Source organism: Microbacterium sp. I2 (genome assembly GCF_051364985.1).
Classification (GTDB): domain Bacteria; phylum Actinomycetota; class Actinomycetes; order Actinomycetales; family Microbacteriaceae; genus Microbacterium.
This window is the reverse complement of record NZ_JBLWIH010000009.1, coordinates 1-14820: the sequence shown is the minus strand read 5'-3', so window position 1 is coordinate 14820 and position 14820 is coordinate 1. Positions and strand designations below refer to the sequence as shown.

15 protein-coding genes are annotated in these 14820 nt (G+C 68.1%); 10 read left to right on the top strand and 5 right to left on the bottom strand.

Features of this window, described 5'->3' with window-relative positions:
- Positions 1-20: 20 nt before the first annotated feature.
- The 4 genes from ACLKM7_RS07310 (at position 21) to ACLKM7_RS07295 (ending at position 2940) form a co-directional block, all read left to right on the top strand.
- Positions 21-896, top strand: coding sequence for a siderophore-interacting protein (locus tag ACLKM7_RS07310; RefSeq protein WP_436446494.1), 876 nt, complete (start codon positions 21-23; stop codon positions 894-896).
- A complete protein-coding gene (locus tag ACLKM7_RS07305) occupies positions 893-1474 on the top strand; it encodes an ECF transporter S component (RefSeq protein ID WP_436446493.1) in 582 nt (193 codons plus the stop codon). Before ACLKM7_RS07310 ends, ACLKM7_RS07305 begins: the two co-directional genes overlap by 4 nt.
- Before the next feature lie 93 nt (positions 1475-1567).
- Positions 1568-2665, top strand: coding sequence for a tryptophan 7-halogenase (locus tag ACLKM7_RS07300; RefSeq protein WP_436446492.1), 1098 nt, complete (start codon positions 1568-1570; stop codon positions 2663-2665).
- Positions 2666-2739: 74 nt separating this feature from the next.
- Positions 2740-2940, top strand: coding sequence for a hypothetical protein (locus tag ACLKM7_RS07295; protein ID WP_436446491.1), 201 nt, complete (start codon positions 2740-2742; stop codon positions 2938-2940).
- A 69-nt stretch (positions 2941-3009) separates the two neighbouring features.
- Here ACLKM7_RS07295 and ACLKM7_RS07290 read toward each other — a convergent pair whose 3' ends face one another.
- Entirely contained in the window at positions 3010-3609 is a 600-nt protein-coding gene (locus ACLKM7_RS07290; protein ID WP_436446490.1) for a TetR/AcrR family transcriptional regulator, read from the bottom strand.
- 107 nt (positions 3610-3716) lie between these two features.
- Here ACLKM7_RS07290 and ACLKM7_RS07285 point away from each other — a divergent pair, with 107 nt between their 5' ends.
- The 3 genes from ACLKM7_RS07285 to ACLKM7_RS07275 are packed head-to-tail and all read left to right on the top strand — an operon-like array spanning position 3717 to position 6084.
- Positions 3717-4277, top strand: coding sequence for a hypothetical protein (locus tag ACLKM7_RS07285; protein ID WP_436446489.1), 561 nt, complete (start codon positions 3717-3719; stop codon positions 4275-4277).
- Positions 4274-5737: a dihydrolipoyl dehydrogenase family protein gene (locus ACLKM7_RS07280; RefSeq protein ID WP_436446488.1), complete on the top strand. Its 1464-nt coding sequence runs from the start codon at positions 4274-4276 to the stop codon at positions 5735-5737. The genes ACLKM7_RS07285 and ACLKM7_RS07280 overlap by 4 nt, the downstream gene beginning before the upstream one ends.
- Positions 5738-5778: 41 nt before the next feature.
- Positions 5779-6084, top strand: a complete 306-nt coding sequence (locus tag ACLKM7_RS07275; RefSeq protein ID WP_436446487.1) for an EthD family reductase — start codon at positions 5779-5781, stop codon at positions 6082-6084.
- 59 nt (positions 6085-6143) lie between these two features.
- Here ACLKM7_RS07275 and ACLKM7_RS07270 read toward each other — a convergent pair whose 3' ends face one another.
- Entirely contained in the window at positions 6144-7307 is a 1164-nt protein-coding gene (locus ACLKM7_RS07270; protein WP_436446486.1) for an acyl-CoA dehydrogenase family protein, read from the bottom strand.
- 116 nt (positions 7308-7423) lie between these two features.
- On the bottom strand, positions 7424-8584 hold the full coding sequence (locus ACLKM7_RS07265) for a D-alanyl-D-alanine carboxypeptidase family protein (protein ID WP_436446485.1): 1161 nt from the start codon (positions 8582-8584) through the stop codon (positions 7424-7426).
- A gap of 122 nt (positions 8585-8706) precedes the next feature.
- Between ACLKM7_RS07265 and ACLKM7_RS07260 the strand changes: the two genes are divergently transcribed.
- Entirely contained in the window at positions 8707-10845 is a 2139-nt protein-coding gene (locus ACLKM7_RS07260; RefSeq protein ID WP_436446484.1) for an intein-containing Rv2578c family radical SAM protein, read from the top strand.
- 3 nt (positions 10846-10848) lie between these two features.
- On the opposite strand, the gene ACLKM7_RS07255 is transcribed toward ACLKM7_RS07260, so the two are convergent.
- Positions 10849-11781 (bottom strand): alpha/beta fold hydrolase, encoded by a 933-nt coding sequence (locus tag ACLKM7_RS07255; RefSeq protein ID WP_436446483.1) that lies wholly within the window; start codon positions 11779-11781, stop codon positions 10849-10851.
- Between the two features lie 66 nt (positions 11782-11847).
- On the opposite strand from ACLKM7_RS07255, the gene ACLKM7_RS07250 reads away from it, so the two are divergent.
- On the top strand, positions 11848-12510 hold the full coding sequence (locus ACLKM7_RS07250) for a TetR/AcrR family transcriptional regulator (RefSeq protein ID WP_436446482.1): 663 nt from the start codon (positions 11848-11850) through the stop codon (positions 12508-12510).
- A gap of 43 nt (positions 12511-12553) precedes the next feature.
- On the opposite strand, the gene ACLKM7_RS07245 is transcribed toward ACLKM7_RS07250, so the two are convergent.
- Complete coding sequence (locus tag ACLKM7_RS07245) at positions 12554-13303, bottom strand: IclR family transcriptional regulator (RefSeq protein ID WP_436446481.1); 750 nt, start codon at positions 13301-13303, stop codon at positions 12554-12556.
- 125 nt (positions 13304-13428) lie between these two features.
- Between ACLKM7_RS07245 and ACLKM7_RS07240 the strand changes: the two genes are divergently transcribed.
- Positions 13429-14682 carry an ABC transporter substrate-binding protein gene (locus tag ACLKM7_RS07240; protein WP_436446480.1) on the top strand — a complete coding sequence of 418 codons (1254 nt, stop codon included), beginning with the start codon at positions 13429-13431 and terminating at the stop codon, positions 14680-14682.
- Positions 14683-14820 lie beyond the last annotated feature (138 nt).

Here is a 14820-nt window from a genome sequence, read left to right as displayed (position 1 = left end):
TACCGATCATCGGAGGACACATGGCCCAGGCCAGTCGACTCGTCAAGCCCGAGACCCAGGGACTCGTGCATCTGACCGTGCTGCGCACCGAGCGCCTGTCGCCGCACTGGATGCGCGTCACGCTCGGCGGCGGCGAGATCTCGCAATTCCGCCACATGGGCTATGACCAGTGGTTCCGCATCTTCCTGCCGCTCGGCGGCGACGAGGGCCTCGACCGCCTTCCCGCGAAGGCGAACAAGATGTTCGGCTACCTGCGGTACCTGCGCATCCCCGACGGCGTGCGGCCGGTGATGCGCAACTACTCTGTGCGCGCGTACCGTCCGGCGACCGAGTCGGCAGGCGCCGAGATCGACGTGGACTTCGTGCTGCACGGTTCGGCCGCCGACGGCACGGCCGGCCCCGCTTCGCGGTGGGCCGAGACCTGCGAGCCGCGTGAGAGCGTCGTCATCATCGACGAGGGCCTGGCGTTCAATCCCGCGCGCGGGGTCGACCGAGTGGTGCTCGTCGCCGACGAGACCGGGCTTCCCGCGATCGCGAGCATCTGCGCGACACTGCCCGCCGATTCTTCGGGCGTGGCAATCATCGAGGTGCCGTCGGCCGAGGACGCCCTCGAGTTCCCGCATCCGGCCGGGATCACGGTGCGCTGGATCGTGCGCGAGCACGGCATCAAACCGGGATCGCTCGCGCTGCACGCACTGACCGAAGCAGCGCTTCCGGATGCTCCGTTCCACGCCTACATCGTGGGCGAGCAGGCGCTTCCGACCGAAGCGCGACGGCATCTGGTCGGTGAGCGCGGGGTCTCGAAGGACCTCGTGAGCTTCTGCGGATACTGGCGTGTCGGTGCGTCGTCACCCACCCCGAAGTCGCAGGCCGCTCCTGCGGAGATGACGGCATGAGCCGCTCCAACCGCGCCCAGGTCTCGACCGCCTACTTGTTGACGTGCGCCGCGATCGGCGTCGCGGGCGGCATCGTGCTGGCCGCCGGCTGGTGGATCTCGTCGATGCTGTTCATCACCATGCCCCTCATCTCGGTCGCGATCGCGGGACTGTGGCTCATGCCCGCCGTCATCGCGCTGCGCCTCATCCAGCGCCCGTTCGCCGGCCTGCTGGTCGGGCTCATCTCGGGGCTCGTGCTCGCGCCGTTGTTCACCGTCGGCGCCATCGGCACGACGCTGTGGTGGGCGCTGTTCGCCGAGCTCGGCTTCCTGCTGGTGCTGTACCGGTTCTGGCGCACGTGGCAGCACTACGCGAGCGCGCTCATCGTCAGCATCGTCTACCCGGTCATGGCGGCTGCCTCCTTCGACCTCTGGACGATCCCGCTCGGCATGCAGATCGCCTATTTCGGCGTCACGCTCGCCAGCTGCTTCGCCGGCACGTGGCTCGGCATCGTCGTCGCAGATCGCCTGCGCTCCGCGGGCGTCGCGAAGCTCGCGCGGCGCCGCACACCGGTGGCAGCAGCGGAACCCGCCGCCTGACACGGCCTTCGCCGAGGGTTGTCGCGTCGGCGCCGCTATGCTCGCGGCGAGCGGGGCCGACAGGCGCCGCTGTGCGGGCGGCGGAGGTGCGCGATGGCATTCGATCACGCGGTGGTCGTCGGTGCAGGCATCGGCGGACTGCTCTCGGCCGCGGCGCTCGCCCCGCGCTTCGAGCGCGTGACGATCCTCGAGCGGGATGCGCTCCCCGTCGATGCGACGCACCGCCGCGGCGTTCCGCAAGGAGAGCAGATGCACGTGCTCCTCGCGATCGGCCAGGATGCCTTCGAAGAGCTGCTGCCGGGGATCGGTGCAGCCTGGGCGGATGCCGGGGCGGCATGGTTCGACTCGACGCGCGATGTCGCGAGCTTCAGCTCCCAGGGATGGACGGCTCGCGGCCCGAGCGAGGCCTGGACCTACGGCATCCGTCGTCTCGTCCTCGAACGGATCGTGCGTGACCGGATCCGCGCGATCCCGACCGTCACGATCGCCCAGGGAACCGTGACGGGCCTGCGGGCGTCGCGCGACGGCAGCCGGGTGACCGGGGTCGAACTGCGGGGCGAGGAGGCCATCGAAGCGGACCTCGTCGTCGACGCGTCGGGCCGCACGTCGCACGCGGCGGAATGGATCACCGCGCTCGGGTTCGAGCCACCGGCCGAACATGAGATCGTCAGCGACATCGTCTACTCGACTGCCGTGGTGCGACTCAGCGCCGACGCGCTGCGGCCCGACATCCGCGGCGTGCTCGCACCGCCGACACCGATCAACCCTCGTGGTGCCGTTCTCCTCCCGTGCGGCGACGGGCTGCACCAGATCGTGACGGTCGCGCAGAACGCGTCTCGGGCGCCCGCGGACCGAGACGAGTTCCTCGCGGAGCTGGACCGAGCCCCCACGCCGGTCGTCGCCGACGCGGCCCGCCGGGCCGAGTTCGTCGACGATCCGAAGCCCTTCAAGATCCGCGGAACGCGCCGGACCCGGTGGGAGGACATGGCCTCACGACCGGACGGCTTCGTCGCGGTCGGCGACTCGGTGCTCGCTCTGAACCCGATCTACGGGCAGGGCATGTCCGTCGCAGCGGTCGAAGCCCTGCGGATGCGCGACCTCGTCGCCAGCGCGGATGCCGGAGATCCGACGAGCCTCGCGAGGCGAATCCAGGAGTCGTTCCGCTCGACCCTGGACTTCGTGTTCGACTAGGTCTCCGCAGCGATGCGCGCTTCGCGGCGACCGCTCTTCACGGTGTCGAGGCCCCGCCGCCGCCGAAGACCCGTGTGCTCGGCACGCTGGCGACCGAGGACTGGAAGGTCGCCGTCGCCGCGCGATACGTCAGCCACTACTTCTCGGCCGAGCCCCTCCAGCGGCCCGAGATCCAGGCCCGCATCCGAGCGTGGGCTTCGAGCCGGCGCCGGCCGCGCAACACCGATCCCGGCGACGTCCCGAAGCCGTTCGACGGAGAACCCCTGCCGCGCTGAGACTTCACGCCGACACGAAATGGATGCCGCACGGGGCTCAGACGCCACGGATGTCGGCCCGAGTTCGGACTATGTCGGGCGCGGGGCGGCGACGACCGACGCGAACGCCGCGGCGAGCGAGTTCGCGACCTCCTCCGGCGTGCCCAGATACCCGCTCACCATCCCGCCATCTCGCAACAGCATGAGCTGCCGGGCGACCGCCGCAGCACGACCCGGCTCGGTCTCACCCGCGACCTCGGTGAAGAAGTCGAACATCCATCGACGATGGGCGTCGACCGCTTGCCGGACCGGATCCTGAGCGTCGGAGAATTCGGCAGCCGCGTTGATGAACGCGCATCCGCGGAACCCGGGCCGGCAGCTGGCCTCGCCGATGCCCACGGCGAGAGCGCGCAGCGTTCCCACCGGATCGCCCGGTCGATGCACGCTCTGCATCCAATTCCGCTCCGCTTCGGCTTGCTGCTCGAGATAGTGGATCACCAACTCGCCCTTGCTGCGGAAGTGCCGGTAGAAAGTCACCTTCGTGACGCCGACCTGCTCGATGATGCGGTCGGCGCTGGTGGCGCGGATTCCCTGCGCGTAGAAGAGCTCGCTGGCCGCCGCGAGGATACGCGCGCGTGTGCTGGGCCCGGAGGTCGTGCGACGCGTGTGCTCGCCAAGCTCTGCATGCACCTGCTGCTCCGATCCGGGTTGTGCTGGTTGCCCCAGCGACGTTTCTATCCTAGAGTCTGTGATGTAGACGTACTAGTAACTCTACATCCATCCCTCGAAAGAAGATCATGAGCTCTGCCGTTTCATCCGTCGCCCTCGGCGCAACTCTGCGCCGCATCTACTTCATCCGGTTCGCGTTCGCTCTCCTCTGGGCGGCGCTCGTGTTCACCGTCGGGAGCGCGGCAGGCCCGCTCCAGACCGTGCTCCTGGTTCTCTACCCGCTCGTCGACGCAGGCGCCGTCCTGGCACAGATTCGCTCCGAAGGCGATTCGCGCGGACCGCGTCCGGCGGAGCTGATCAACGTCATCCTGAGCGCGATCGCCGCGATCGCCCTCGGATGGGCGTCGACGGTTTCAACCCCTGCGGTCCTGCTCGCGTGGGGGACGTGGGCGATCGTGTCCGGCCTGACACAGCTGTTCGCTGCGATTCTCCGCCGCACGTCAGGCGGTCAGGTGCCCCTCATCATCAGCGGCGGCATTTCGGTTCTCGCCGGCGCGGCGTTCGCGGCTCAGGGCCTGCAAGGGTGCGGCACCGTCTCCGGCGTCGGCGGTTACGCCGTTCTCGGCGGGATCTTCTTCCTCATCGCCGCCATCCGCTTGAGCATCGCACTGAAGAAGGTCTCAGCATGACGGCGTTCGACTACGACCTCATCGTCGTAGGCGCCGGCCCCGTCGGCGAGAACGTCGCAGACTATGCCGCCAAGCAGGGTGTTCGCGTCGCCGTCGTCGAATCCGAGCTCGTGGGAGGTGAATGCTCGTACTGGGCATGCATGCCTTCGAAGGCGCTTCTGCGCAGCGGTCACGCGATCCGTGCCGCTCAGCGCCTGGCGGGAGCACGCGAGGCCGTCACCGGCCGGATCGACGTCGCGGCCGTGCTCGCGAGGCGCTCGGAGTTCACCGACCATTGGAACGACGACGGGCAGGTCGCGTGGCTCGATTCTGCCGGAATCGAGCTCATCCGCGGCCACGGGCGCCTCGTCGGACCACAGCAGGTACAGGTCGGCGAGCGCGTGTTCAGGGCGAAGGCAGTGGCATTGGCGACCGGATCGGTTCCCTTCGTGCCGCCGATCCCGGGTCTCGAGACCGTCGCGGCTTGGGGCACTCGGGAGGCCACTGCCGCCGACCATGTTCCGGTGCGCCTGATCGTCATCGGAGGAGGCGTCGCTGGGACGGAGCTGGCCTTCGCCTTCGCGTCGCTCGGCTCGCAGGTGACGGTGATCTCGCGGACGCCGCTGCTGGACCAGGAGGAGCCGTTCGTCGGCGAGTACATCGCCGACGCGCTCGAGCGCGAAGGCGTGGACGTGCGCCTCGGCGTGACCCCTGAGCGTGTGGTCCGTGATCCCGACGGCACCGTTCGCGTGCTCCTTCCCGATGGGACGAATCTGCACGCCGACGAGATCCTCGTCTCCACCGGTCGACGCCCGAACACCGGCGATCTGGGTCTGGAGACCGTCGGGCTCACTCCGGGCGAAGCGGTCCCCGTCGACGACACCATGCTCGTCGACGGGAACGACTGGCTGTACGCGGTGGGCGACGTGAACGGTCGCGTGCTCCTGACCCACCAAGGCAAGTACCAGGCTCGCGCCGCCGGTGAAGCGATCGCGGCGCGTCTGCAGGGCAGACCCGTGGACGACGCGCCTTGGGGCGCGCACGTCGCGACCGCTGACCACCGGTCGGTGCCGCATGTGGTGTTCACCGACCCCGAGGTGGCGAGCATCGGTCTGACCGAAGAGCGCGCGCGGCGCGCGGGCATCGCGGTTCGAGCCGTCGAGTACGACCTCGGCTGGGTGAGCGGCGCGAAGCTTCACGCCGACGGATACACCGGGCGCGCCAAGCTCGTCGTCGACGAGGATCGCCAGGTCGTCGTGGGGGCGACCTTCGTCGGTCAGGACGTGGCCGAGCTCCTCCATTCCGCGACGATCGCCGTCGTCGGCGAAGTGCCGATCGATCGCCTCTGGCATGCGGTGCCGTCGTACCCGACGATCAGCGAGATCTGGCTTCGACTTCTCGAAGCCTACGGACGCCCGGACGGCAGCCATCAGTCCCCCGCCGCCCCGCGGGTGGAGGCGACTGACCGCGTCGGGGCATGACGAACGATCCGACCTCACCACAACATCGAAGGAGCAAGCCAATGCCGACGAAGATCACCCTCATCTTCGACAACCCCGACGACGTCATCGCGTTCGAAGCGGAGTACACCCGCGTCATCGACCTGGCCCGTCAGCTCCCAGGTCTGCAGCGCCTGGAGGACGCCAAGGTCTGGCCGAAGGAAGACGGCACCCCGACCCCCGCGCACCGCACACTCGACCTGTACTTCGGCGACTACGACGAGGCCTCGCGCGCAGTGACGACATCGATCGGAGGAGAGTTCTTCCAGCGCGTCATCGGGACGGGGACCGCGTTCACCGGTCTGTTCTCGGACATCCAAGCAGCCTGATACAGACGACACGGCCATCCCCGATCCCGGGGATGGCCGTGTTCGTCCGTGGAGGATGCTCAGCGCTTGCCGACGATCTGGCGGCTCACGATGTCGCGCATGATCTCGTTCGTGCCGCCGTAGATGCGGTGCACGCGCGCGTCGAGGTAGGCGCGGGCGATCGGGTATTCGGTGATGTAGCCGTAGCCGCCGTGCAGCTGCACGCCGATGTCGAGCAGCTCGGCCTCGCGGTCGGTCGTCCAGAACTTGACCTTCGCGGCCTCTTCGGCCGTGAGCTTCTGGTCCTTGTAGAGCATCATTGCGCGGTCGACATAGGTCCACATCACGTCGACGGTGGTGGCCATGTCGGCGAGCTTGAAGCGCGTGTTCTGGAAGTCGGCGATGCGCTCGCCGAACGCCTCCCGGCTGAGGGTGTAGTCGCGCGTCCAGACGAACGCAGCCTCGCCGGCGGCGGCCGCGGCGACGCCGATCGAGAGGCGCTCGAGCGGCAGGTTCATCATGAGCTGGATGAAGCCCTGACCCTCCCTGCCACTGATCAGGTTCTCTTCGGGCACGAACACATCGGTGAACGAGAGCTCGGCGGTGTCCCACCCGTGGAAGCCCATCTTCTCGAGCTTCTTGCCGTGGTCGAAGCCCTCCATGCCGTTCTCGAGGATCAGCAGGCTGAAGGCATCCGGACGGTTGCCTTCACCGGTCTTGACGAAGGTCACGACCATGTCGGCCGTCTTGCCCGACGAGATGAACGTCTTGGCCCCGTTGACGAGGTAGCCGCCGTCGACCTTCTTCGCCGTCGTCTTGATGCCGCGCAGGTCGGAGCCGGCGCCGGGCTCGGTCATCGCGAGGGCGCCGAGGATCTCGCCGGTCGCCATTCCCGGCAGCCACTTCTCCTTCTGCGCCTGGGTGCCCATGTGCACGATGTACGGCACGGCCAGGTCGTCCTGGATGCCGAGTGCACCGGCGAGCGAGCCGAGGCCCGCGCCGATGGTCTCTTCGAGCACGACCGATCGGAAGCGGTAGTCCTGCAGCATTCCGGCGCCGCCGAACTCCTCGGGCACGGACAGGCCGATGATGCCGGCTTCGCCGGCGGCGAGCATGGTGGCCCGGTCGATCTCGCCGGCTGCGTCCCACTGCCTGCGCTTCTCGTCGGACGCGTAGCGCTTGATGAACTCTTTGACGACGTCGCGGAACGCCTCGTGGTCCTCGTCGTAGATATCCCGCTCCATGGCAGGCGAAACCTCTCTCCTCGTCGAGCCCGCGGCGCTGCTCTCGGCCGCGGCACGTCGATCCTACGCCGAACCGCGACATTCAGTCTCACGAAAGATGGAATCGAGTTCCGGCGTCACTCCGCGTAGTCGGGCGCGGGCGGCAGGGCGAAGAACTCCTCCAGGGACGTCCACCCGCCTTCGTGATAGGCACGCGCCAGCTCTCGGCCGACGTAGCGCAGGTGCCAGGGCTCCGGCAGGTAGCCCGTGACGGCGGTCGCGCCGTCCACGTACCGCACGATCCAGCCGTGCTCCCACGCGTGCTCGGCGATCCATCGGCCCTGCGCCGTGCCGGCGAGGTCATCGAGGCTTCCGCACGCGCCGGCGCACGCGACGACGTCCGCGCCGAGCCCCAGCTGGTGCTCGGAGTAGCCGGGCCGGGCGCTGACCTGATCGGCCTGCTCGCCCCGTTGCGCGAAATGGCGCCCGTAGGTCTCCTGCTGCGTCTGGTACGACCGGAAGGCGCTCTCGAGGGCGACCTCGCCGACGCCGGCATCGCGCGCCGCCGCGACGAGGGAGGTGAGCCCGGATGCCGCCTCCGCCCGCAACGCGCCGCCTTCGATGTTGCGCACGCCCTCCGGCATCACCAGCGCCGACGGCCGGTAGTCGATCGGCGACGCCGGGCGCAGCTTGTCGACGACCGCCCACACTCGCGCGGAATCTCCGAGGTCGACACAGCTCGCCGATCCCCCCGCGACCGCGGAGCGGAACGCCTCGCCGCCTCCGGCGGCCAGCACGGCGGCCTCGTCATCGCCCGACTGGAGCGCAGCGACGAACTCGGGGACCGCGCACAGGTCCGTGACGACAGGGGACTGTCTCACATCGGGCACGGGCAGCTGCTCGATCTCGGGCGGATCGCCCGCCAGCGACATCGTCGCCTCGACGGTGTCGGCGGGTGGTGCGACGATCGCGGTGAGCGCGGCCGAGGAGCCGACCAGGAGTGCGGCGCCGACCGCGAGGCCGGCCACGACGCCCGCACGCTTCCAGCGACGCGTGCGGGCATGGTGGGCATGAACCCCATCGGGATCGAACAGTTCGGCCGCGCGTGCCGCGCGGCGACTGCCCACGGGCGGGGCAGCGCTCCCGGAGCGAGTACTGTGCTCGGCACGCGTGCGGTTCTCAGCGCGGGCGCTCTTCTCGGCGCGGGCGCGTCGCTCCGCCTCGTCGCGCATCGCTCGCGCGGCACGACGAGTACCGGGGGCCGGCCGGGAGGGTTCGGGCTTGCCAGGCGCCGTCACGTTAGCCATTGTGGCCCTCGGGCCCGATCGACGCGAACCCGGGCCGAACTGTCCCTCGGTCGATGTTCGATGTAATGCGAGGTCTGCTTGACCGATGCTCGAAGATATGTTCTCATGGAAGCATGCGGTGGCAGGGACAGGAATTGGGCGTGGCGGATGCCGCGGCCCTGCCCGGCCTCGAGCAGCTGAACGGTCTCGTCCAGTCGGTGACGACGCCGGAATTCGCCGGCATGACCTTCCACGAGGTGCTCTGCAAGTCCGCTCTCAACCATGTTCCGAGCTCTTCGGCCATGCCCTTCGACTGGACGGTGAACCCGTACCGCGGCTGCAGTCATGCATGCGTGTACTGTCTGGATCCGGACACACTGGTGCTGATGTCCGATGGCCGCAGCAAGCGCATCGGCGATGTGCGCGCGGGCGACGAGGTGATCGGCACTCGGCGAGAGGGCTCGTACCGTCGCTATGTCGCGGCAACGGTGTCGGCGCAATGGACGACCCGCAAGCACGCCTACCGCGTGACGCTCGCCGACGGCACGGAACTCGTGGCGAGCGGCGACCACCGCTTCTTGACGGAACGCGGTTGGAAGTACGTGCAGCCCGGCCAGGCCGGTTCTCAGCGACCGCATCTCACAACCAATAACAAGCTCGTCGGCTTCGGGTCAGGCGGCGTCCCCGCCTCCAACACCGAGACCGATGACTATCGGCGGGGTTACTTGTGCGGGATGATCCGCGGCGACGGGATGATGCTCAAGCGCGAGTACGACCGGTCCAACGGACGTGGTCGCTACATGGCGCATCGTTTTCGCCTCGCGCTCGCCGATGATGAGGCCCTATCTCGTTCGAGGGACTTCCTGCAGATCGGCGGCGTGGAGACTTCCCTCAGGCAGTTCACCCCGGCGACTGCGACTCGACGGGAGATGACCGGAATCTTCACGTCGCGAGCGGACGACTTCGCTGCGATCGCTGCGCTCATCGGATGGCCGGAGGAGCCGTCGCTGGAGTGGTCTCGAGGGTTCCTTGCCGGAATCTTCGATGCCGAAGGCAGCTGCAGCCGCGGCATACTCCGGATCACGAATTCGGATCCGAGGATCCTGTCCGCCATTGCCGCGGCCTTCGACGCGCACGGCTTCCGCTATGTGCAGGAACCGCCGCGTCCGAACGGGGTCAGTTCCATTCGTCTCCTCGGCGGTCTGCCGACGCGGCGTCGCTTCTTCGATCTGACGAACCCCGCCATCACTCGCAAGCTGAACATCATCGGGGATGCGGTGAAGTCGGATGCGCCACTGCGTGTCGTCGCGATCGAAGACCTCGGAGAGACCATCGACATGGTCGACATCACGACCTCGACCGGCGACTTCATCGCGAACGGCGTGATCAGCCACAACTGCTTCGCCCGCGGGACCCACGAGTACCTCGAACTCGATGCGGGGAAGGACTTCGACTCGCAGATCGTCGTGAAGGTGAACGTCGTCGACGTGCTGCAGAAGGAGCTGCGACGAGGTACGTGGATGCGCGAGCCGGTCGCGCTCGGCACCAACACCGACCCGTACCAGCGAGCGGAAGGCCGCTACAAGCTGATGCCCGGCATCGCCTCGGCGCTCGCCGAATCGGGTACTCCGTTCTCGATCCTCACCAAGGGCACGATGATCCGCCGAGATCTGCCGTTGCTGAAAGATGCCGCACGTCACGTCGACGTGACGATCGCCACCTCCATCGCGGTGTTCGACGACGAGCTTCAGCACATCATCGAGCCCGGAACCCCCACCGCGACGGCGCGGCTGGAGACGGTGCGCGCGGCGACCGAGGCAGGCTTCCGCGTGACCGTCTTCCTCATGCCGATCATCCCGCATCTGACCGACTCCATCGCGGCGATCGACCACGCGCTGACCCGCATCAAGGATGCGGGTGCGTCACGCGTCGTGTACGGCGCACTGCATCTGCGGCCCGGCGCCAAGCAGTGGTTCATGCAATGGCTCGAGCAGCGGCATCCGGAGCTCGTCTCGTCGTATCGAGGCCTGTATCCCGGGATGACTGCCAACGCGCCCAAGGCCTACCGGTCGTGGCTTGCCAAGCGCGTGCGGCCTCTGCTTCGCGTCCACGGCCTGGACGGCCGCGCCGAAGACGACGCTCCGCGGGGCGCACCCGTCTCGGGCCTGGCCGCCCGCTCGGCGCCGATCATCGTCACCTCGCGCGGCCGGGCGGCGCAGCCGCGCCCTGCCGGCGTGGGTGACGGGCGCGAAGCATCCGCCCGGCTCTTCTGACACTCACACCGCTACTGCCTCGGCGGTTTCGCGGAGCGCCGCGGCGGACGCCTCTCCCGCTCGGGACGACGTAGGAACCGGCCGCGTGACGAAGTCGACGACGGCGTCGAGGAACGGATCGGCCGTGAGGATCCGGTTGTGTCCGTAGCCGCTCGTCGACAGCAGACGCGATCCCGGGTTCGCGTCCGTGATGCGCGACGCCTCGGCGAACGGAACGCGACGATCGGCGTCGTCGTGGATGACGAGCAGCGGCGTCCCCGGCAACGGCCGCCGGACCGCGGAGAGCCACGTGAACGGGTCGGCATCGCCGGGGAAGTACTTACGCGCGAAAACCTGCGCGAGCGCGTCCGAGGTGCGGTCGGGGTAACGGAGCGTCGATTGGAATCGCGTCAGCAGGGTTTCGGCAGCAGCCGGCGCCGCGACCGTGACCACTCGCTCCGTCTCGATCCCTCCTGCCGTCGAGACGAGTGTGGCAAGGCCCCCGAATGAGTGGCCGACGATCGCCTCGAAGCGCCCGTACCGCTCTTGCAGAGCGCCGAGCACATCGCGCCAGTCGACGAGGTAGGTCCTGCGGCCCGCCGAGTCGCCGTGGGCGGGCGCGTCGAAGGCCACCACTCGATACCGCTCGGCGATGAGTTCGCGCACCAGCGTCGCGAACTGGCTGGCGCGCCCGTTCCAGCCATGGGCGAGCACGACCGTGCGGTTGCCGGCGCCCCACTCGTAGGCCACGACATCGACGCCGGTGCCGGCGACGCCGGGGATGCGCACCACTGACCGCCGTGAGCGCGACATTGTAGGGAGATCGACCGTGCGCACCGGTCGAGGCCGGTCGACATGGGCGAACAGCGGCATGGCCGCTGCCGCACCCCACCGAGGCGAGACGGATCCTGCGGCGCGCACGCCGGCGCCGGCAAGCGAGAGGACGGTGTTCATCATGCTCCAATCCGGGTATACGAACGGTCGTACTTAGTAATACGAACGATCGTACGGTATTCTGATCCCGTGGCACAAGGACAGATCGACGGACGCCGACTCCGGGGCGATGAATCCCGCCGGGGGATCCTCGCGCACGCCGTTGACACCGCCTCGGTCGACGGCCTCGACGGCATCACCATCGGGCGATTGGCGGATGCCTCAGGCCATAGCAAGAGCGGCGTCGCGACGCTGTTCGGGTCGAAGGAGCAGTTGCAGCTGGCCGTCGTGGCGGCAGCACGAGAGGTCTTCGTCGACAGCGTCGTCACTCCCGCCCGAGCGACCTCCGAGCGAGGGCTGTCGCGCGTGTGCGCATTGCTGTCGCAGTGGCTCGCGTACTCCGAGACACGCGTCTTCCGCGGCGGCTGCTTCTTCGCCGCGACGTCGGTCGAGTACGATTCCAAGCCCGGTGCGGTGCGCGACGCCGTCGTCGCGGCAAGCTCGGACTGGGAGGACTACCTCACGGTCAGCATCGAGTACGCGATGAAGGCGGGCGAGCTGCCCCTCCTCGACGATGCGCGCCAGCTCACGTTCGAGATGGTGTCCTTCCTGGAGGCGGCGAACACCCGATCCCTCTTGTACGCGAGCGCCGAGCCTTACGCCCGGGCAGCGACGGCCCTGCGGGCGCGCCTGACGAGCCTCGGCGGCGATCCCGACCTCATCGCGAGCGTGGTGCCGCCCGCGTCGGCCTGACGAAGGACGCTCGCCCGCACGCAAGATGCCGGCCATCGGCCCCTCAGGCGCTGTGGCCCATCTCGGCAGAGACGTCGCGGGCCGTGGCGAACAGGAGAGGCAGGTTCTCTTCGAGCTTGGCGAGCGTGGCGACGACTTCGATCGCCGTCACAGAGATTGCGGCGACGGTCTGACCGCGTGAATCCCGCACCGGGACCGCGACGCACATGACGTACGAATCGTGCTCGCCATTGTCGACGGCCCAGCCCCGCTGGCGAATGCCTGCCAGCTCGACCTCGAGCGAATCGCGGTCGGCGAATGTCGTGGGCGTGTAGCGCTCGAACACGACATGCGAGAGCAGCCGGTCGCGCTCCTGGCGGGGGAGGTAGGCCAAGATGACTTTGCCGACGGCGCTGGCGTAGATCGACACAGCGTGTCCCACCCGAGACGGCAACTGCACGGCCTGAAAAGCCGGACTGTCGACCTTGTCGACGTAGATGATCTCGTCGCCGATCAGCTGTGCGAGGTGCACGGTGTGCCCGGTGCGTCGCTGCAGGTCTCGCAGAAGGCCACCCGCGTGCTGCCGAAGATCCATTGAACCGAGGGTGAGCTCGGACAGTTCGATCAGGCCACTGCCGAAGACGTAGGTTCCAGCGCCCGTCTTCCGCACGAAGCGTGCGGCTTCCAGGGTCTGCAGGATCCTCAACGCGGTCGACTTGTGGACATCGAGCAGATCGGCCGCGTCGGAAAGGGACATCGGGCCCTCCGCTGATCGCTGGATCAATTCGATGGCCCGTTGCACGGCCTGCGACATGATGCCTCCATTGCGTTATCTGCAATGGAGTGTAGCGCTCAGCGAAATGGCTACCTAACGTTGCACGGGTTGCGACGCTCGTTGCGACGTGCACCGGAATTCGCTTTCACTACGAAGGAGTAAAGATGAGAGTTGCCAGGCACGGCAGGACGGGGATGATCGCCGCCGCTTCGGGCACGGCACTCGTCCTCGCGCTCACCGCGTGCAGCGCCACCGAGACGCCGACCGAGACCGGAGGCGTCACGACGGTCACCTTCGCGGCGTCGACCTTCGGAGACCCGGGCCGGGGTCCGCTGCTTCTCGAACTCGTGGACGAGTTCAACGCAAGCCAGGACGAAGTGCGGGTGGCCGCTGCCGCGGTGCCCTACCCGACCTTCGGGCAGACGATTCTGACGCAGATGGGCAGCGGCCTCGGTCCCGATCTCATCCGCTTCGACATGCCGGAGTTCGCCTCGGCATCGGAGGCGGGGCTCATCGCACCACTGGATGACCTCATCGACGTCGACGGATACGACCTGCTCGAGCAGCCCGACCAGTTCATGGTGCATGACGGCGTGCGGCACGGCATCATCTTCGAGGCCTCGAACTACGGCATGTTCTACAACACGGACCTGATCCCCGAGCCACCCACGACGTACGAGGAATTCTTCCAGACCGCTGTCGAGGTCACGGGTGGCGACACCTACGGGCTGGCGTTCCGGCAGACCGAGGCTGAAGAGGCCGGAGTATGGCAGGACATCTTCAACTACGTCTACGGATTCGGCGGTGCCTGGTCCGACGGCGAAGAACTGACGATCAACAGCCCTGACAACCTCGAGGGCCTCGAGGCATACCAGGAGCTCTACGACGCCAATGTGATTCCCAAGGGAGCCGACGCCGCAACCTTCCGCCGCATGTTCGCCGAGGGGAAGGTCGGCATGGAACTCAACAACGGCGGATACGTCTCCGCGACGAAGGGGCAGGGGCCGGACCTCAACTTCAGCGTCGCCCCGATCCCGTTCCCGGAGCGCGTGCAGGGCGCCATCCTCGCACCGATCGTGATCAACGAGGCCAGCCCAGCCAAGGAAGCGGCGGCGACGTTCATCGAATGGGTGCTCGAAGAGGAGAACCAGGTCAAGCTCCAGGAGATCCTCGGGGCGAGCAGTGTCGCGACGGTGACGGAGCGAAGTGCCGCGTCGCTGGAGGAGACACCGTTCCTTCCGGTCTTCGACGAGTTGACCGATTCGAGCCTTCCCCACGTCGTCCTCGGATTCGAGTCCCGGACCCCTGACATCCGCAAGGTGGTCGTGCAGAACGTGATCGCGGCTCTCCAAGGCGAGCAGACGATGCAGGAGGCCCTGGACAAGGCACAAGAACAGGCTGTCGAACTCGTCGGCTGAGCCCTGCGGCGTCGCCGGTGCCCCGTGGGCACCGGCGACGCTGCACTAAGGAGACCCATGGCAGTACACGCTCCACCGACCGCCGACCGCACCGTCAGCCGTCGCAAGAGTCCCCTCGGCAGCCGCTGGACGCCGTAT